Raw genomic sequence first — 18,880 nt, 5'->3', positions numbered from 1 at the left:
TTAGTACATTTATTCATCCTAAAAAATAAACTTATGGCTAAAAAGATCTTACTCCTTGCCGGCGACTTCGTGGAAGATTACGAAGTAATGGTTCCCTTCCAGGCAATGCAGGCGGTAGGCCTGCAGGTAGATGCGGTATGTCCTGATAAGAAGTCAGGGGAGACCGTGGCAACTGCGATTCATGATTTCATTGGCTTTCAAACTTATGCGGAGCTTCGCGGGCATAATTTTGTGCTGAACAAGGACTTCGCGGCAGTGAAGCCGGAGGAGTACGACGGGCTGTATGTCTGCGGAGGGCGGGCCCCCGAGTACATTCGGCTCAATGAGAGGGTACTCGAACTAACCAGGCACTTCTTTGAAGCGAACAAGCCTGTTGCGGCTATCTGTCATGGTATTCAGATCCTCACCGCTGCCGGTGTAGTGAAAGGAAGGAGGCTGACCGCTTACCCGGCAGTGGGTCCGGAGGTAACGATTGCCGGAGGGGAGTATGTTGAGATCGGAGTGGCGGATGCCATAACAGACGGAAATCTTACCACTTCTCCTGCCTGGCCCGGGCATCCGGCTATTTTGAAAGAGTTTTATGCTCTGCTCGGCATTTCAATCTCCGGAAATTAGTTATTTTTGCTGCCTCCTTGCACTTTATGCAGGAGGCTTTTTTTATTGAGACTAGTACCTGTTTTTAAAAAGACCTCTTTGATATGAGAGGGCTTCTCTAGTTTTAATAGCCGGAAAGGGCGTCCAGCGTTCACTACCGTTTGTGATTGCAGTACATAAAGACTTTCTGTTTAGAAGATATTTTATGAAAACTTGCGGTATCCTACTGCCTCTCAGTCCGAGCATATATGAACTTCGATAAGAAATACAAAAGAAACCTCATCATTGGCAGCGTCTTTTCTTTATGCGTCCTTATTGTCACTACAGCGGCGTCGGTGTATAGTATTTATCAGCTGCTTGAAAGTCAGCGCTGGGTGCAGCATACTCAGGCAGTTCTGATGAACCTGGAGACGGTGATCTCGCGGACCAAAGATGCCGAGACCGGACAGCGCGGCTACCTGCTCACCGGACAGACCTTATTCCTTGAACCCTATGAAGGTGCGCAGGAGGAGGTATGGGAGGCCTTCGAGCAGGTAAGCGTTCTGACCGTAGACAATGCTGAGCAGCAGGGAGATATAAAGAAGCTTGAAAGCTTAGTTAGAACCCGGTTTACCCTGCTGGCGCGCAGTGTAGACAAGAAGCGTGCAGGGCTGCCGATAAACTGGCAGAATATAGAGAAAGGCAGGCGGCTGATGATCGAGCTGCGCAGCCTGATCAACGTGATGGAGGGGCGGGAACGTGTGCTGCTGGAACAAAGGACAAAGAAGAACTACACTTTTTCTGTCTTCACGCCCTGGCTCGTTATCATTGCCTCTTTTATTGCCATTGTGGTTACGCTGGTGTTCTACTTCAGGCTTTCTTCTGATGCGAAACAGAAGCTCAGAATGCAGGCAGAGCTGGAAGAAAAAGATAAGCAGCTGGCACGGAAGATAGACATGGTGAAAGAGTTTGCCGGGGAGGTGGCTGATGGGAACTACCAGGCGAGGATAAAGGAGGACGATCTGAGGGGATAGCCGCGGCTGTGCTATCCCAGAATTGTCTTCAGCTGGCTGGTCTGATGTTCGGTCAGCTTCTTTAAGGGGCCGCTGGCCATCATCTTCATCATCATATTGAGTTCTGCCGATACGGTCAGGATAGCCTCTGTATGGCCGTCACCTAAATCAGTCACTACCCAGCGCATTTCGACCTGAAACGGTACCTGCTGACCTGGTACGATCACAACTGTTTGATTCTCTATCCGGTTGGAGATCTTCAGTGCCAGATTCGCCATGTTTTGTATTGAAAACCTGGCTTCGTCTTTTGATGACGACCAGCCCGAAATGTTTTCAGGCATGAGCTGCCGGTGATTGTTGAAATCCGAAATGAACGAATAGACGTCTGCTACCGGCCTCTTAATGGTTTGTCTGCTTTCAAAAACAGTCATTGCTGCTAGTATTTTTGATTGTAGTTGCTATTAGAACCTAAGGAAGAAACTCTGGCAGTACATTTCTGCCAGTCAGGAATAACGAGCGTTAGAACTTTTCAGCGGCACCCGCCCACTCGGAAGGACTATCTCTCCATTTTCGCAGAAGTTCAAGATCGTCTTTGCTGATGAAAGAGTGTTCCGAGGCGTATTCAATGAGGGCATTGTAGTTCGAAAGTGTTTTAAACCTGCATTTTGCAGCTTTAAAGTTGTCGGTTGCTTCCTGAAGGTTGTATGAGAAGATAGCTACCAGTCCTGCAACATCACAGCCTGCTTCACGTAATGCATCCACTGCCTGCAAGCTGCTCTTTCCGGTAGAGATCAGGTCTTCTACTACCACTACACGCTGTCCCTGATATACTTCTCCTTCAATGAGGCTGCCAGTGCCGTGCTCTTTTGCTTTGGAACGTACATAGGCGAAGGGTAATCCAAGATCCTGCGCCACCAGTACTCCCTGCGGTATGCCTGCAGTAGCAACGCCAGCAATGAGACCTACTGATCCGAATTCTTCCTGGATCAGTGCGGAGAGGTTTTGCCTGATATACGTCCTTATCGCTGGATAAGAAAGAGTTATGCGATTATCACAATAAATAGGGGATTTTATTCCGGAAGCCCAGGTAAAAGGCTTGGCCGGTTGTAATTTTATTGCTTTAATTTGTAACAAAAATTCGGCAACTTTCTGCTCAATCTCACTTTTGTTGATCATGACACAAATGTATAGAATTTATATTAACGATACTGCGCTTATTATAGCAGATTTTATCCCCGACGATATTGGGGCTTACCAACAAATTGACCCTCAGACTTTTGATTTTAAGGAATTTTATAAACATGTAAAAAAGGCTGGAGAGGCTGTGTTCGTGATCTTAACAGATGATCCGAAGAGAATGTTTAAGAAAATAAGAAAGCCTTTTCTGGTGATTAAGGCTGCTGGCGGATTGGTGAAAAATGAGGTGAACCAGTATCTGTTCATCTTCAGAAAAGGAAAGTGGGATTTGCCAAAGGGAAAGCTGGATGAGGGAGAGCAAACGCGGATCGCTGCTGAGAGGGAGGTAGAAGAAGAATGCGGAATAAAGGTGCTGAAAGTGGGCGACCGCCTGTGCAAGACCTGGCATGTGTATGAAGACCGGGGGCAGATCGTGTTCAAAAAGACCAGCTGGTTCAAGATGAAAGCCCGGAAGCAGAAGCTCGTGCCCCAGCTGGAAGAGGAAATCACAGAAGCCAGATGGGTTGACGGCGGCGACTTTGCTTTTATTAAACAGAACACCTTCCCGCTTATTAAAGATATCATCAGTCTCGTGGAGATGTAAGTCCTCAAAGGAACTTCATCGCCTCGGGGGGGACGAATTTGCTGATGTCTCCCTTATGACGGAGAATGTCGCGGACGATCGTGGAGCTGATAGAGGAATATCCGGGATTGCTCAGAATGAAAATACTCTCGATCTCCGGGTCGAGTTCATGGTTCATCTGGGCAATCGCTTTTTCATACTCGAAGTCAGAAACGGTACGGATACCCCTGATCATATAAAGGGCGCCGATCTCCTTGCAGAAATCTACCGTTAGTCCGTGATAGGCCTGCACTTCAATTCTTGCATCATAGCGGAACACGTTCTCGAGGATCTTAACGCGTGTTTCGAGGGGCAACATTGCCTGCTTAGTGCTGTTTGCGCCTACGCCGATGACCACCTTATCGAACAACGAGACGGAGCGCTGAAGAATGTCAACATGTGCTACTGTTACAGGATCAAAAGAGCCTGGGAAAAGTGCGATCTTCATCATATAAAGTTAGTACGTATTTGGGTGAAAAGAAATAATACATCAGACGCGCTACCTGAAAAAACTAAAAGAGGAATATCCATATTCTCTCTGCTCTGAAAAATTAGGGTCGGTGTTCATCCTTTTGGTGGTCGGATGTTCTACGATCAGCATTCCGCCGGCTTTTAACAAACCTCGATCGAAAACAAGCCTGGGAATTTCGGGAATGAGCGGCAGGTCATACGGAGGATCGGCAAAGATCAAGTCGTATTGACTGGTCTCCGCCTTTAAAAACTTCATGGCGTCGGCCTTTACAGGGTAAATACCCGACAGGTCGTACTGTTTCGCTACATTTTTAAGATAATAATAGCAACCCGCGTCCTTGTCTACCGATACGATTTCCGTAACGCCTCTTGATGCAAATTCCACCGATATACTGCCTGTTCCACTGAAAAGATCGAGCACGCTGATCTGTTCGAAGTCGACCTGGTTGTTCAGTATGTTAAACAACGCTTCTTTTGCGTTGTCCTTGGTTGGGCGAACGGGAAGATGAGGAGGGGGATTTAAGCGAAGCCCTCTTAGTTTACCGCTGATTATTCGCATAGACTGAGGCTTAACAGGGAGAAGAATTGGTGCAGTGGTACCAGTTTGAATGAGTCCTGGTAATTAAACAGCCGGGTGGAGTCTGCAAATGAAACCGAGCTGAAGTATTTGGAAATGCGCCTGTAATGCTCACTGTACTTTTCTATTTCACCTGAAAGAAGGACGTCGACTTCCCCGGTCTTAAGGTCCAGCTGCTGGATAACTAAAAGAAGGAAATAGTTGAAGTCGTCGGTAGTGGGAGACGCGTAAATATTGTAAAATATCACCTCCTGCCCATTGATCACTAATGTTTCGAACGTTGCACTGTTGAAATGGAGAAACAGCGTACGCCGACTGGCAGGATAGAGAGCCGCGCCTGTGATGAGTGATTCTGCCTGAGAATAAAAGGCAGGGCTGGCAAAAGCGCTTTTAAAAGGGGCTGCAACAGGCTCTTCCAACGCGGCAATAACCTGCATGCCTGTCTGCTTTAGCTGATTGACTACAAAAAAAGAAGGTTTTGAAGAGCTAAGGAAATTCTTGTACGCCGGCAGGCCCTCCCTCGAATAGAGTTCTGAGGGGATAAAAGTAAAGTGAAACGATTCTGCAGATACTTTTACTTTTTTAAAAGGGTAAGAGAGGTACTCATTTTGTTTTATTAGTTCAGATACCGATACCGGCAAAGAATGAAGGAGCACCGCATCGAACAACACCTTGAGCGACTTTGTCTCCGGATGAATCACTGCATAGCTGAGTCTGCCACTGCTGACCCTGAGAAGCAGCTCGCACTCTTCCGCGGCTGTTTGGTTAAACCCTTCGACTTTGAGATGGAGTGTGCCGGTATAATTCATCCTGGCAAAACTAGAGAAAATTCTTTTATTGAGGACGCTCCTTTCCTTTATGATTTTGCATTTTTACCCCTGATGAAAGTAAAGGAACTTTTGCTGCGCAGTTTTCAGGTTTCTCCAACTTCTCAGCAAAGAGAGGTATTCGAGGAATTGGAGGAATTTATTGCAAGCTCTGAAGGCGACGAATGTTTTGTGCTGAAGGGATATGCGGGTACAGGAAAGACCACCATCATCGGAGCCCTCGTTAAAGTTCTTCCGCGCATTGGTTTAAAGTCGGTGCTTCTGGCTCCTACCGGAAGAGCCGCAAAAGTTGTAAGTCACTATTCAGGAAAGAAAGCGTTTACCATTCACAAGCGGATCTACAGAAAGAAGCAGGCACTGAGCCTTGACTTCGATTTCTCGCTCGCTGAGAACCTTTCCGAAAATACTCTTTTTATTGTAGATGAGGCGTCGATGGTGTCGGATCAGGCGGCTGATTTCAGCCGGAAGAGCCTGCTTGAGGACCTGCTTAGCTATGTCTACAACGGAAAGAACTGTAAGCTGATCCTCGTTGGGGATACTGCACAGCTTCCTCCTGTGGGGTCCGACTTTAGTCCGGCGCTGGATGTCAGTTTCCTTGCGGAGAACTATGGGCTGACGGTGTTTAATTATGAGCTTACCGACGTGGTGAGACAGGAGAAGCAGTCGGGCATTTTGAGGAATGCCACCGATCTCCGTGAATTAATAAGAAATGAAGAGCCTGGATTCCCTTTATTGAAGGTGCAGGGCTTTCCTGATATTTTCAGAATGACGGGAGAAAAGCTGACGGAGGGCCTGCATTACGCTTACGACAAGTTTGGTATTGAGAATACTTTGGTGATATGCCGGTCGAATAAAAACGCAAATAACTATAATCAGCAGATCAGGAACCGGATCCTGTATCGTGAAGATGAGCTTACCGGGGGCGATTATTTAATGGTGGTGCGAAACAATTATTACTGGCTGAAAAGTGATGAGGCGAATAATGCGTTCATCGCAAACGGGGATATCGCCAAAATAAGGAAGATGCGCAATATACAGGAGATCTACGGTTTCCGGTTTGCGGATGTTGTGCTCGAGTTTCTTGACTATCCCGACGATGAGCCATTAAGCTGCAAGGTGCTGCTCGACACGCTTTATTCAGACGGGCCGGGTCTTGCATCTGAAGAGCACAGACGCTTTTTCGAGAAGGTGATGGAAGATTACCAGGAGCTGCCCAGAAAAAAGCGTATGGAGGCCCTGAAAGAAAACCCGTATTATAATGCCCTGCATGTAAAATTTGCCTATGCCGTAACCTGTCACAAGGCGCAGGGCGGACAATGGGACGCAGTCTTCGTGGATCAGGGCTATCTCACGGAAGAGATGGTGAATACCGACTTTCTGAGGTGGCTTTATACAGCCGTCACACGTTCAGTTAAACAGCTTTTTCTCGTTAACTTCAGTCAGCACTTTTTCAGCCAAGACAAACAGTGAAGGTGGTACCATTACCTGGTTCGCTTTCCACCTTAATGCTTCCCCCCATGGCCAGGACCTGTGCACGGGTAATGTAAAGTCCGATTCCTCTGCTGTCTTTGTTGTCATGAAAAGTCTGATGCAGGCCGAACATCCTTTGTCCGTATTGTTTGAGGTCTATACCCAGGCCATTGTCTTCCACCTTCAAATAAATGCTCTTGTTCTGCCGGTAAGTGGTGATCCGAATGTGCGGGGGACGGTCAGGGTGCCGGTATTTAATAGCATTAGACAAAAGGTTTTGCATAATACTCTCCAGGTACGATTTGGGATAACGTATACCTGGCGCCCTTGAGAAGTCGTGATCCAGGCGGGCCTGTGTGTTTTTGATATCAATAGAAAGGCCTTTTAATAGTTTGGTATATACTTCTTCAAAAACAAGGTCCTCTTTTACAATTGCCGGCCCTTTGTTACTTCTGAGTAACTTAATGAGGTCATCGAGCTTGTTGAGCAGGATGGCCGATACTTCTTTCATCGCATCGAACAATTCAGCTCTTTCAACTTGATTATCGGACCGCTCATAGAGCTCGAGCAATGACTTCAGATTGATACCAGGAGAACGAAGGTCGTGAGAAGCAATATAAGCAAAGCGTTCCAGCTCTCCGTTTTGCTTGATCAGTTCATGGCTAATGTTTTGTAGCTCGTCCTTTCGGGCTTCCAGCTGTTTGTTCTTGTCGTCCAACTGTTTGAAAAGCTTGTTAATCTGCTCACGATTCTGAATGATTGTTACAAGCGAAGCGATGATAATTACAAGCAGCATGTAGCTGCCCGCTATAGTGAACACCTGTATCCGGTCGTTTAATTGCGATGAGGATTCGTTATACTTGAAAAGCTGGCTTTTTTCCTCTGCCGTTATACGCGTGATCAGTCGCTCAATCTGTTCCATGGCATGTTTACCTCTGCCTGAGTTGACGGTTGTAAGCGCTTTTTCACGCTCGCCCCGGTCGTAGAGCCTGATCGTTAAGTTAAGCTCATTTCTCTTTATCTCGATCCATTGGCTTAGTTCATTTAGTGCCGGGCCGACTCCTCTTTTTTTACTCAGAAGGCTTAAAAAATAAGCGTGTTTCTTGTCGATGGTACTTTGCGCCCGCAGGTAAGGACTTAAATAATTGCGATTGCCGGTCAACAGATATCCGCGCTGGCCCGTTTCTGCATCTTTCAGTGCGAGCAGAAGCTGGTCTGCCGTTTCCGTGATCCTGATGGTTTGAAACGTCTTGTCATAATTCTTTTCATATTGAAAAGACTGTATGAGATAGAAAATGGTACTAATAATAACCAGGACAATAGTAGCGCCGATTAAATAGTAGATGTACTTATGATTCCTCATATAAGAAGTATAGGCCGTGCCTTGGTTAATAAGAGCGTGTGTAGAAAACTTACCTAATATACTGATAATGTAAACAATAACAAGAGGGGGAAGAAAAGCAGTAGGAACTTCAGTCATATTACTGTCGGTTTTTGACTTATTGACCTCGGAAGTCAAATTAAAAGTAAATATTTGTATGTGGAGAAGCCGCTTTTATTGATCATTTTAGCTCTTTTATGCCTGTTTTATAGCTGCAACGGCTTGGAGTACAGTCCTAATCAGGTCTTTGATAATAACAGTCCTAGAGATTTGAACCGGAAGAACATAGAGCGCTTGTTGAGCAGTCCCGGAGACGATACGGTGAGGTTTGTTCTCACGGGAGACAGTCAGCGTGAATATTCTTACTCGAAGGACCTGGTTGCCACAATTAACAGGATTCCGGGTGTCGACTTTGTTCTTCTGGCAGGAGATATTTCTGACTTTGGCTTGCTGCAGGAGATGGAGTGGATCACCTCCATCTTTTCGAAATTGACTATGCCCTACATCGGGGTTATAGGAAATCACGATCTGGTGGCTAACGGGGAAAAGGTGTACAGACGAATGTTTGGGGAGCTCAACTTTACTTTTACTTATCAGGGCATCAAATTTATCTGTCATGATTCCAACAGCCGGGAGGCGTATTTTAATGGAAAAGTGCCCGATGTAGAATGGTTACATACGCAGTTTGAGGACTCGCCCGGGGTTAAAGGAATCATTACGGTAGCTCATGTTCCTCCGGGAAACAGCGACTTTGATGAGCGCCTTTATGAGCCCTATGTGAATGTGATCAACGGATCTTCCAAAACTCTTGCCGCTTTGTTCGCGCACATTCACACCACGAACGTCTTTTATCCGCGACAGGATAGGGTGCCTTACATCGTGACCAACGCGATAGAACATCGCCAGTTTGAACTAATTGAAATCGTAGATGGAAAACTTAGCAGGCAGACTATTTCTTTTTAAGCCCGTTCTTTTTTTACCCTGCTGCTCTTTTTGACAGGGAAAGTTGCCGGCCAGATTTCGCAGGTATTGATTCCTTCAGACATTGTGGTGCAGCATGCAGGGAGCATCGGATATTTCAGTGTAGGAGCGGGGTATGAACTGTTCAAGAACAAGAGAGGGACGCTCGACTTTCATTACGGCCATGTGCCCGAAGGGAAAGGAGGATCGCTGCATATCCTGAGCGCCAAGTTTGCTTACCGGCCCTTCGAGGTGAAGGTGAACGAACATGTTTCTGTTTATCCTTTCAACCCGGGAGCGTTTGTTTCCTATCACTTTGGCAAAGCATTTGACTTCTACTGGGACAAGAGCCAGTATGAAGATGGCTATTACTGGTGGTCTTCTGCTATTCGCCCTCACCTTTCTGTGAGTAACGAAGTAAAGCTGACCGGGCAAAAACTGCTGAGAAGCCTGAGAGTTAAGGCGATGACCATTTACTCGGAGTTTAATACGAACGAATTGTATCTGGTGAGCTTTTATCAGAATCCCGGCGATCTAGCGCTGACCGACATTATCAAGATCGGACTGGGTGTACGCTTGAAGTTTTAATGGAGCCGATGGCCGCGCTGAAGGCTCTATATTGTAGTATATTTGGCAATTGAATTCCGAAGTCGCTGTAAAGTGTCTCAATGACTTTGCACGCACTTCAAATAATAAATGCCATGCTTAAGAATCTGATTGTTCTTTTACGCTATTTCTGTTTCTGGCTATTGTTCTTTTTCCTGGAGCGGCTGGTATTTGTGTGCTACAATTGGGGAAGTTTGAAGAGCAGCGGCTTGGCCGAGGTAGCAAAGACCTTTTTTTATGGCCTGTGGATGGATGCCTCCATGGCAGGCTATGTTTGTGCAATCCCGCTCCTGGTTTTTGCTGTTGCATGGCTGATTCCGCCCCTGAAGCTGGGCTCGCTCCCGCTGAAGGTGTATACAGGTCTTTTAGTTGTCGTGTTCTCTTTTATCACGGTAGTTAACTTCAATATCTATCGCGAGTGGGGCACCAAGATCAATTACCGCGCATTGGAATTCGCTTTTGGTTCTCCGTCTGAGGCTTTTGCAAGCAGTAAGTCGTCTCCGGTAGCGCTGTCTTTATTTGTCCTTTTCTTGCTTATCGCTGCCGGGCTTGTCTTATCAAGATATATCGTTGTCTATAAGATCAATACTGAAGGGAGATGGTATGTCAAGGCCCCCATCGCATTGCTGCTTCTCGGCTTTAATTTTCTTGCCATAAGAGGAGGCTGGCAACTGTCGCCAATGAACGAAAGTATGGCGTATTTCTCACTCAAACCAGTCTTCAACTACGCAGCTGTGAACACGGAGTGGAGTCTGGTGCACGACGTTCTCAATAATAAGTATAACAATAACAACCCTTTTCATTTTTACAAGCCTTCTGAAGCAAAGAAGATCGTCAGGCAGATGTACTCCTTTAGCCGGGCGCCGGGGACGAAGATCCTCAGTACAACAAAGCCCAACGTGGTGCTCATCATCATGGAAAGTTTTACTGGTAATGTCATTGAAAGCCTTGGCGGAGAGAAAGGCATAGATCCCGAAATGGAGAAACTGATTTCGCAGGGCGTGTTCTTCAATAACATTTTTGCTTCCGGAGGGCGGACCGACAAAGGGGTGGTAGCTGTGTTAAGCGCTTTCCCTGCACAGGCCACCCGCAGCATCATGAAGGAGAACAGCAAGCAGGTCCGGATTCCTGCCCTGTCGCAAACCTTGAGCCGCGCAGGCTATGGTACCTCTTTTTTTACGGCGGGGAGAGCCGCTTCTTCAACATGAGATCTTACCTCCTGAGTCATAACTATCAGTCGATAACAGACAAGAGTAATTTTGATCCCAACGAGATGAGTTCTAAATGGGGCGCATATGACGGTCCGGTCTATATGAAAATGGCTGAAAGCCTCGGCCGGTACAAGCAGCCCTTTTTCGCCACCATGCTTACGCTTACCAATCATGAGCCCTTTGAGCTTCCTGTAAAACCTCATTTTGCGGGTGAAGAGACGGAGAACAAGTTTAGAAGTACCGCATACTATGCCGACTCTTGTCTCGGTGCTTTTATAGCGAAAGCGCGAACGCAAAGCTGGTTCAAAAATACCCTGTTCATCATGGTAGCCGACCATGGGCACTTTCTGCCCCGCAAAGACCTCGAGATCCACGATCCTCAGCGCTACCGGATTCCGCTCCTGTTCTTCGGCGAGGTGATCCGGCCTGAGTTCAGAGGTGTTAAAATCGCGAAGACCGGCAGTCAGAACGACATTGCTGCCATTTTGCTGAATCAGCTGCAGCTTCCATCTTCAGAATATCCCTGGAGCAAGGATCTGCTTAATCCGGCTGTTCCCGGATTCGGCTTCTTTAACTGGGAGCATGGCTTCGGGCTGGCAACCGACCGTCAGATCATCTCCTTTGACACAATGGGGAACCAGATTATTTACCGGAAAGAACAGAATCAGCAACCGCTAGACGAAGCGTTACTGCGCCAGGCCAAGGCAAGCATGCAGGAGGTTTATCAGCAGTATGTTGATTACTAGAGGCGGCTGCGCCTGTCGCTGCCCGCTTAGGAGAGGTGCACTGCTGGCGGGTATTTCGTGCGAACCGTTGACCTTCGCGCGGCAGATAGTTCGTTCCAAATGTACTTCGTGGTGTATTTCGTGGGAACTGTCGACCATTGTGCCCGGGCAGAGGAGCTGGTTACGAATAGCTAGCTGACTATGAGATGTGTCAGTTAGCTGCAGACATCCAAAGGCTCCCTGCCAGGCTTATGTGAAATCCTGCCATGAACACTCGGTTGAACATAGACTTTCTCATCTGAACTCTGCTCTTCTCAAACTGCTGTCCGGCTTGTCGAAATCGTTTTCGTAAATAATCTCCCCTGGATTATTGACCACTTTCTTTTTTTCTCAACTTGACCGCTGTAACCAATTAATACGTTTGACGGACAGGCGTTTGCGTCTGTCTGGATGAAATCTACGCTAATTATAAACTGTTGTCAAATGGAATCACGCAGAGAATTTATTAGAAAGTCGGCCATTGCTGTTGCCGGGACTTATCTGGGCACAATGGGGATGAGTGCAAAAAGCTACGCCCGCATCCTGGGTGCAAACGACCGGGTCAGGGTTGGAGTGATCGGCTTTTCCGACCGCTTCAAGGATACTTTACTGCCATGTTTTCTAAATCATCATAAGGAGTTGAACTTCGATATGGCCGCCTTGTCTGACCTTTGGTCTTTGAGACGGGAGAAAGGAGTAGCCTATCTGACGGAGAAGCTGGGACATGACCTGAAAGCATGCAGAAACAATGAGGAGCTTTATGGATTAAAGGATATAGATGCCGTTATAATCAGTACTGCCGATTTTCAGCATGCCTTACACACCATAGAAGCAGTAAAGGCGGGTTGCGACGCCTACGTGGAAAAGCCTTTTGCCGAAACCATGGAAGACAACAGAGCTGCGCGAAAGGCAGTAAAGGCGTCCGGAAAGATTGTGCAGATCGGATCTCAAAGGCGTAGCGGCCCTAATTACCACGCAGCACATGATTTTATTCAGAGCGGCAAGTTCGGTCCCATCACGGCAGTGGATCTGGTGTGGAATGTTAATCAGCCGGGACGCTGGCGGCGGCCCGACCTGGTGGCGCAATGCCAGGAGAAGGATACCGACTGGAAGCGATTCCTGCTAAATCGTCCTTTTGAGGCCTGGGATCCCCGGAAGTATCTCGAGTATCGGCTTTTTTGGCCCTATTCTTCGGGTATGCCCGGGCAATGGATGTCGCACCAGATTGATACCGTCCACTGGTTCAGCGGACTTCCTCATCCGAGAAGCGTAGTGGCCAACGGAGGCATTTACACCTGGAAAGATGGCAGAAAGAATTGGGATACCACTACTGCTGTGTTCGACTATGGTCCTGCCGCCGATGCATCTACAGGTTTTCAGGTCGTTTTCACCTCCCGCATGCAAAATGAAAGCGGAGGAGTGGGCGAAGTTTATTACTCAAATGGGGGAGAGCTGAACCTCATCACCAATAAGATCTCTCCCAAAGGGGGACTAAAGGAAAGGGAGGCGGCGGCCATGAAGATGAAGCCGAACTTGTTACCCGAAATAGATCTCTCGGCCAGCGCTCAGCAGGTATCTACCTCTGCAAATACAGGGGCCGATACGCTCACTTCTGCCCACATGAGGAACTGGATGGAGTGTGTAAGGAGCCGCAAGGAGCCAAATGCACCGGTGGATGCAGGATATAACCATTCAATCGCAACCATCATGACCAATGCTGCCGTAAGGACAGGAGGTAAGGCCGTATTCGACCAATCTAAACAGGAAGTATTAGTCGGCGGCAAAGTGTTTAAGTATTGACGAAGACGATGATCAGACGAGATTTCATCAGGCAGGCGGGTGCCTTAACAGGTGGCCTCCTGCTGCAAAGCCAGATGCTGGCTGCTTTCACAGAGATTGCTCCTTCTGACTCTGTGTTTAACGTAGGCGTGATAGGCTGCGGCGACAGAGGAAAAGGGATCATGCACACACTGAAGGAACTGGATGGCAAGTTCAGAGTAACGGCCATTTGCGACCCGCTCGATTTCAGGTTAAAAGAGGCCGAAGCGGAAGCTGCTCCTTTCAAACCTGCTGCCTATAAGGACTACCGGAAAGTGCTTGACGATAAGTCTGTTTCTGCTGTTGTCATTGCAGTGCCGCTCAATTTACATTATCAGATAGCAGCCGACGCCCTCAGGGCCGGCAAGCATGTTTACCTCGAAAAGACCATGACGTACAATACTGCCCAGGCCATTGAGCTGGTGGCAGTTTCAAAGAAGTATCCGAAACTGACCCTCCAGGTGGGGCATCAATACCGCTATACACCCCTCTATTTTAGAGTAAAGCAGATCATCGACGACGGCTACCTGGGGAAGGTGACCCAGATCGACTGCCGCTGGGACCGCAACTGGAACTGGAAGAGAGCCGTGCCCGATCCCTCTCTTGAAAGAAAGGTGAACTGGAGGATGTACAAGGAGTACTCAGGCGGCCTGCCTGCCGAGCTGCTCTCGCACCAGATCGATTTTATCAACTGGGCATTCAATACCCAGCCAGATGAAGTACTGGGAGCCGGAGGGGTAGACTTCTATAAAGATGGCCGCGAGGTCTTCGATAACGTTCAGGCGGTTCTTCGCTACTCCAGAGAGGGCATGATCGGGAACTTCGGCGCAACCTGTGCCAATGCCCACGATGGCTATATGTTCCGCCTGAAAGGGAGCAAGGGGATGATCTCTCTTCTGATGAATGAGGGGTTCTACTATCCGGAGAAGGAAACCCGAAAGGAACTTGACCTGGTTGACGGAGTGACGGGAGCCACGAAAATACAAATGAGCAAAGACGGAGGGATCCCTCTGCTTAAGGAGCCCCTTAAAGACGGTACCTGGTACGCCCTGAACGACTTCTACAAAAGCATCAGGGAGGGCGGACTCCCAGCTTCCAATGTGTTTACCGGAGCAAAAACCGCGATCTGCGTCGATATGGCCAACCAGGCTATGTACCAGAATTCTATTCAGACATGGAAACCATCCTATAATCTTTCTTAAAAATGAAAATTGAAAAGAGACAACTTCAAAAGACCTTCCTTACTGCTTTGATTTTATGCGGCTGCTCGGTTTACGCCACAGCCCAAAACGCTGAAAAGGGCTGGGTGAACCTCTTCGACGGTAAAACGCTGAATGGATGGAAGAAACTTGCCGGAGAAGCACAATACAAGGTAGAAGACGGCGCTATAGTGGGCACTACCGTTATGAATTCGGGCAATACCTTCCTGGTGACGGAGAAAGAATATGGCGACTTTATCCTTGAGCTGGATGCCAAAGTGGAAAGCGAGCTTAGCAACTCGGGTGTGCAGACGCGCAGCCATTTCGATGCCGGAGCTAATAACGGAAAAGGGAAAGTATATGGCCGGCAGATGGAGTTCGACCCTTCTGAGCGTGCCTGGAGCGGCGGAATATACGACGAGGGCCGCCGGGACTGGCTGTACCCGCTCTCGCTGAACCCGAAGGCAAAAGGGGCTTTCAAGACCGGCGAATTCAATCACATCAGGGTGGAATGTATTGGAAATGAAATGCGGACCTGGATCAATAATGTGCCATGCGCCTATGTGGTCGACACGGTCGATCAGCAGGGCTTCATCGGACTGCAGGTTCATGGCATTAACCGTGAAGAGCAGGCCGGAAAGAATGTCTACTTTAAGAACATCCGGATTAAGACTACGGGTTTGACTTCCAAATCCTTTCCTGCCGGCATTTATGTAGTGAATACAGTCCCCAATTTTCTGAGCCCCTACGAGAAGAAGAATGGCTGGAACCTCCTTTTTGATGGAAAAACAACGAAGGGCTGGGTGGGAGCTTATAAGGATAGTTTCCCGGCAAAGGGCTGGAAAGTGTCGGACGGCATTTTGACTGTTCTATCTTCCGAGGGTAAGGAGTCGGCAAATGGGGGCGATATTGTAACCAAAGAGCAGTTTAGTGCTTTTGATCTTTCTTTTGAGTTTAAGCTCACGCCCGGTGCAAATAGCGGCGTGAAATATTTCGTGACACTTGCAGAAAAGAACACCGGATCTGCTATCGGGCTGGAATACCAGATCCTGGACGATCAGCTCCATCCTGATGCGAAGCTGGGCAGGGACGGCAACCGCACGCTTGCTTCACTGTACGACCTGATAAAGGCCGATAAGCAGTCCCGTTTTACAAGGCCAATAGGTCAGTGGAACCGCGGAAGGATCGTGGTTTATCCCGACAACCGCGTGGAGCATTACCTGAACGGTGTGAAAGTGATCGAATACGTGAGAGGCTCCGAAGAATTCAGGAAGCTGGTTGCCATCAGCAAGTACAAGAACTGGACTAAATTTGGTGAAGCTCCCAAAGGTCATCTCCTCCTGCAGGATCATGGCAATGAGGTGAGCTTCAGAAGCATTAAGATCAAAACCCTTTAACCAGATACTTCGCCCTATGACACGACTCCGCTTTATCTGCACGTTCCTGGTCATTACTCCTTTGGTTTTGAAGCTCCAAGCGCAGGACTCAGGCAGCAAGCAGCTTCCTGTGCGTATCGTTTCCCATGAGAAAGAAAAGCGTATAGATGTGCTGATCGGGGGACGGCCTTTTACGTCGTACATATGGCCGCAGGATATCAAGAAGCCCGTATTGTACCCGGTGCTTAGTGCTTCCGGGCAGGCTATAACCAGAGGATGGCCGCTGAACCCCCGACCAGGCGAGCGCGTGGATCATCCCCACCATGTGGGCATCTGGTTTAATTACGGCGACGTGAATGGCTACGATTTCTGGAATAATTCTAACGAGGCCGCCAAAAATCATAAAGGCCCTTTTGGTACAATAAGGCACAGTCGGGTTAATAAGATCATCAGCGGAAAAGACCGGGGAGAGCTGCAGGTGAGCATGGACTGGCTGAAAGACGATAGTTCGGTGGTCCTCAGGGAAGACACACGTATGATCTTTAGCGGTACGGCGCACACCCGGGTGATCGACAGGATCACCACGCTCACAGCACAAAAAGAGGCTGTACTATTCAAGGATAACAAAGAAGGCTTGTTTGCTATCCGGCTTGCCCGGGAGCTTGAGCATCCGGCCGATAAGCCCGAAAAGTTTACCGATGCACAGGGCAACGTGACAGACGTTCCCGTTCTGAACAATGAAGGAGTGACCGGACATTACATCAGCAGCGAGGGTAAAGAGGGCGATGCCGTATGGGGTACACGTGCGAAGTGGGTTTTGCTCAACGGCAAGATAGGAGCCGATTCTGTGTCAGTGCTTATCCTTGATCATCCTGCCAATCCCGGATCACCATCCTACTGGCATGCACGGGGATACGGGCTCTTTGCCGCCAATCCACTGGGACAAGCGGCCTTCAGCAATGGAAAGGAAACGCTTAACTTCAGTCTCGCCCCCGGCAAATCGGTCACCTTCAGGTACCGGCTTGTTGTTTTTTCCGGAAAGAAAAACCTGAGCGCAGCAGAAGCAGGGACGCTTGCACAGGAGTTTTCGTCACGCTGATCCCGGTGGCGGGACGAGTGACTGGCCGGTAAGGCTTAGGCAAGAGCAGGTAGAATATTAAAGCGGGAGCAGTTATACGGCGTCTCGTTCCTGACTGCTTTCAGATTCAGCGTTCTGCCGCGTCAGTGCGACAAATACGAAAAACGTTCATGAGCTGCGCTCTGGAGCGGGGGGAATAGCAGATTAAGGGTTCTTCCAGGTTATTCAAACTTAGCGAAGCAATCTCCTTGAGGGTTAAAAAAAACAATGAAAGTTTATTTGTTTGTCGGGTTCATTAATGGGGCAATCATTCTGAGCTGTCCTCAGGAAAGGGAATAATAGCAGGTTTGTGATTCTTGCTGGTCATTCAAACGTAGGGCAGCGTTATCGTTGAGGCCATCAAAAAGCAAATAATAAACTCAATAATAGAAATAAGCTTTTAGAAACAACCTTTATGGCCTACGCTCAAGACGGCGGATAGAAAGTAGGTTGGTGATTCTTTCCTGACATTCAAACTTAGCGCAGCGATCTCAATAGACTTAGCCAAGCGATCTCAATAAAGCAAACAATCCCCGCGAAAAGATCTATTCCTGAATAGCGCTTCGGGCAATTGCCGCATACTGCCCCCCGCCTCAGTCAAAGGGGGAGAAGCGAGGCTCATTACTATGCCCTCACATCTCATCAGGTAAATTGCTACAATCAGCTTTTCATATTCTCCACAAATACTTATAAATTGCCTCTCCAAACACATATACATGAGAAACAAACTAGCCCTCTGTACTTTTTTGCTCAGTCTGACCGTTGCTTACGCCTTTTCACAGGAAAAGAATAAGACCAAAACTTCGAAACAACAGGGAAATCCAATCTTTAGCGGCTGGTATGCCGATCCCGAAGGAACGATTTTCAATAACAAGTACTGGATATACCCTACGTACTCCGCCAAATACGAAGAGCAGGTGTTTATGGACGCATTCTCCTCATCTGACCTTAGAAAATGGAAAAAACATCCGCGAATAATCGACACGGCTTCTGTCAAGTGGGCGAAAAAGGCGATGTGGGCTCCTTCTATCGTGGCGAAGGATGGCAAGTACTATCTCTTTTTCGGAGCGAACGATATTCAGAGCGACCAGGAAACCGGAGGTATCGGCGTAGCCGTGGCAGACAAGCCTGAAGGCCCCTTCAAAGATGATCTGGGTAAGCCGCTCATCGACAAGTTCCACAATGGCGCCCAGCCGATTGATCAGTTTGCTTTTCGCGACCAGGACGGAAAATACTACCTCATCTACGGAGGCTGGCAGCACTGCAACATTGCACGACTGAAGGACGACTTTACCGGCTTCCTTCCCCATGCCGACGGCAGCATTTTTAAAGAGATCACCCCTCAGGGTTATGTAGAAGGCCCCTTCATGTTTGTACGCGATGGAAAATACTACTTCATGTGGTCAGAAGGTGGATGGACCGGCCCCAACTATTCCGTTGCCTACGCAATCTCCGACTCTCCAATGGGCCCCTTCAAAAGGATAGGCAAAATCCTGCAGCAGGATCCAGCGGTAGCAACCGGAGCGGGACATCATTCCGTTATTCATAACCAGAAAAGCGGAAAGTGGTATATCGTTTACCACCGTCGTCCCCTTGGAGAGACGAATGGAAACCATCGCGTGGTCTGTATTGACGAGATGCGCTTTAATGAAAAAGGTGAGATCCAGCCGGTAAAGATCACTTTTGAAGGTGTAGCAGCCGATCCGTTGCGCTAGTGCC

General features: G+C 48.2%; 17 protein-coding genes and 1 pseudogene. 12 read left to right on the top strand and 6 right to left on the bottom strand.

Features of this window, described 5'->3' with window-relative positions; genetic code table 11:
* The first annotated feature begins 33 nt into the window (after nt 1-33).
* Both ACES2C_RS02225 and ACES2C_RS02220 read left to right on the top strand, forming a co-directional pair.
* Complete coding sequence (locus ACES2C_RS02225; RefSeq protein WP_374165394.1) at nt 34-615, top strand: DJ-1/PfpI family protein; 582 nt, start codon at nt 34-36, stop codon at nt 613-615.
* A gap of 227 nt (nt 616-842) precedes the next feature.
* Nucleotides 843-1,607, top strand: coding sequence for a CHASE3 domain-containing protein (locus tag ACES2C_RS02220; protein ID WP_374165393.1), 765 nt, complete (start codon nt 843-845; stop codon nt 1,605-1,607).
* An 11-nt stretch (nt 1,608-1,618) separates the two neighbouring features.
* Here the strand turns inward: ACES2C_RS02220 and ACES2C_RS02215 are convergent, their stop codons facing one another.
* The gene (locus tag ACES2C_RS02215) at nt 1,619-2,017 is read right to left on the bottom strand and encodes an SRPBCC family protein (protein ID WP_374165392.1); all 399 of its coding nucleotides are present in this window, start codon (nt 2,015-2,017) and stop codon (nt 1,619-1,621) included.
* A gap of 88 nt (nt 2,018-2,105) precedes the next feature.
* A complete protein-coding gene (pyrE, locus tag ACES2C_RS02210; RefSeq protein WP_374165391.1) occupies nt 2,106-2,762 on the bottom strand; it encodes an orotate phosphoribosyltransferase in 657 nt (218 codons plus the stop codon).
* 7 nt (nt 2,763-2,769) lie between these two features.
* Between pyrE and ACES2C_RS02205 the strand changes: the two genes are divergently transcribed.
* A complete protein-coding gene (locus tag ACES2C_RS02205; protein ID WP_374165390.1) occupies nt 2,770-3,366 on the top strand; it encodes an NUDIX hydrolase in 597 nt (198 codons plus the stop codon).
* A 4-nt stretch (nt 3,367-3,370) separates the two neighbouring features.
* On the opposite strand, the gene coaD is transcribed toward ACES2C_RS02205, so the two are convergent.
* From coaD to ACES2C_RS02190, 3 genes are read right to left on the bottom strand one after another with little or no spacing between them, the layout of a single operon-like run.
* On the bottom strand, nt 3,371-3,832 hold the full coding sequence (gene coaD / locus ACES2C_RS02200; protein ID WP_374166894.1) for a pantetheine-phosphate adenylyltransferase: 462 nt from the start codon (nt 3,830-3,832) through the stop codon (nt 3,371-3,373).
* Between the two features lie 51 nt (nt 3,833-3,883).
* Entirely contained in the window at nt 3,884-4,414 is a 531-nt protein-coding gene (locus ACES2C_RS02195; protein WP_374165389.1) for an RsmD family RNA methyltransferase, read from the bottom strand.
* On the bottom strand, nt 4,405-5,241 hold the full coding sequence (locus tag ACES2C_RS02190) for a DUF3822 family protein (protein ID WP_374165388.1): 837 nt from the start codon (nt 5,239-5,241) through the stop codon (nt 4,405-4,407). Before ACES2C_RS02190 ends, ACES2C_RS02195 begins: the two co-directional genes overlap by 10 nt.
* 72 nt (nt 5,242-5,313) lie before the next feature.
* On the opposite strand from ACES2C_RS02190, the gene ACES2C_RS02185 reads away from it, so the two are divergent.
* Nucleotides 5,314-6,729 (top strand): ATP-dependent RecD-like DNA helicase, encoded by a 1,416-nt coding sequence (locus ACES2C_RS02185; RefSeq protein ID WP_374165387.1) that lies wholly within the window; start codon nt 5,314-5,316, stop codon nt 6,727-6,729.
* On the opposite strand, the gene ACES2C_RS02180 is transcribed toward ACES2C_RS02185, so the two are convergent.
* Nucleotides 6,710-8,209 carry a CHASE3 domain-containing protein gene (locus ACES2C_RS02180; protein WP_374165386.1) on the bottom strand — a complete coding sequence of 500 codons (1,500 nt, stop codon included), beginning with the start codon at nt 8,207-8,209 and terminating at the stop codon, nt 6,710-6,712. The genes ACES2C_RS02185 and ACES2C_RS02180 overlap by 20 nt on opposite strands.
* Nucleotides 8,210-8,269: 60 nt before the next feature.
* Here ACES2C_RS02180 and ACES2C_RS02175 point away from each other — a divergent pair, with 60 nt between their 5' ends.
* The 8 genes and pseudogenes from ACES2C_RS02175 (at nt 8,270) to ACES2C_RS02140 (ending at nt 18,876) form a co-directional block, all read left to right on the top strand.
* Nucleotides 8,270-9,073: a metallophosphoesterase gene (locus ACES2C_RS02175; RefSeq protein WP_374165385.1), complete on the top strand. Its 804-nt coding sequence runs from the start codon at nt 8,270-8,272 to the stop codon at nt 9,071-9,073.
* A 30-nt stretch (nt 9,074-9,103) separates the two neighbouring features.
* The gene (locus ACES2C_RS02170) at nt 9,104-9,658 is read left to right on the top strand and encodes a hypothetical protein (protein WP_374165384.1); all 555 of its coding nucleotides are present in this window, start codon (nt 9,104-9,106) and stop codon (nt 9,656-9,658) included.
* Between the two features lie 80 nt (nt 9,659-9,738).
* A pseudogene (locus tag ACES2C_RS02165) lies at nt 9,739-11,633 on the top strand (LTA synthase family protein).
* A gap of 462 nt (nt 11,634-12,095) precedes the next feature.
* Entirely contained in the window at nt 12,096-13,451 is a 1,356-nt protein-coding gene (locus ACES2C_RS02160) for a Gfo/Idh/MocA family protein (protein WP_374165383.1), read from the top strand.
* A gap of 8 nt (nt 13,452-13,459) precedes the next feature.
* Nucleotides 13,460-14,671, top strand: a complete 1,212-nt coding sequence (locus tag ACES2C_RS02155; RefSeq protein WP_374165382.1) for a Gfo/Idh/MocA family protein — start codon at nt 13,460-13,462, stop codon at nt 14,669-14,671.
* A 2-nt stretch (nt 14,672-14,673) separates the two neighbouring features.
* Nucleotides 14,674-16,065 (top strand): DUF1080 domain-containing protein, encoded by a 1,392-nt coding sequence (locus ACES2C_RS02150; protein WP_374165381.1) that lies wholly within the window; start codon nt 14,674-14,676, stop codon nt 16,063-16,065.
* Between the two features lie 16 nt (nt 16,066-16,081).
* Complete coding sequence (locus ACES2C_RS02145) at nt 16,082-17,143, top strand: PmoA family protein (protein ID WP_374165380.1); 1,062 nt, start codon at nt 16,082-16,084, stop codon at nt 17,141-17,143.
* Nucleotides 17,144-17,877: 734 nt separating this feature from the next.
* A complete protein-coding gene (locus tag ACES2C_RS02140) occupies nt 17,878-18,876 on the top strand; it encodes a glycoside hydrolase family 43 protein (RefSeq protein WP_374165379.1) in 999 nt (332 codons plus the stop codon).
* Nucleotides 18,877-18,880 lie beyond the last annotated feature (4 nt).

Origin of the sequence: Arcticibacter sp. MXS-1, from assembly GCF_041902385.1 — a bacterium.
Classification (GTDB): domain Bacteria; phylum Bacteroidota; class Bacteroidia; order Sphingobacteriales; family Sphingobacteriaceae; genus Arcticibacter.
This window is presented reverse-complemented; position numbering and strand designations above follow the sequence as displayed.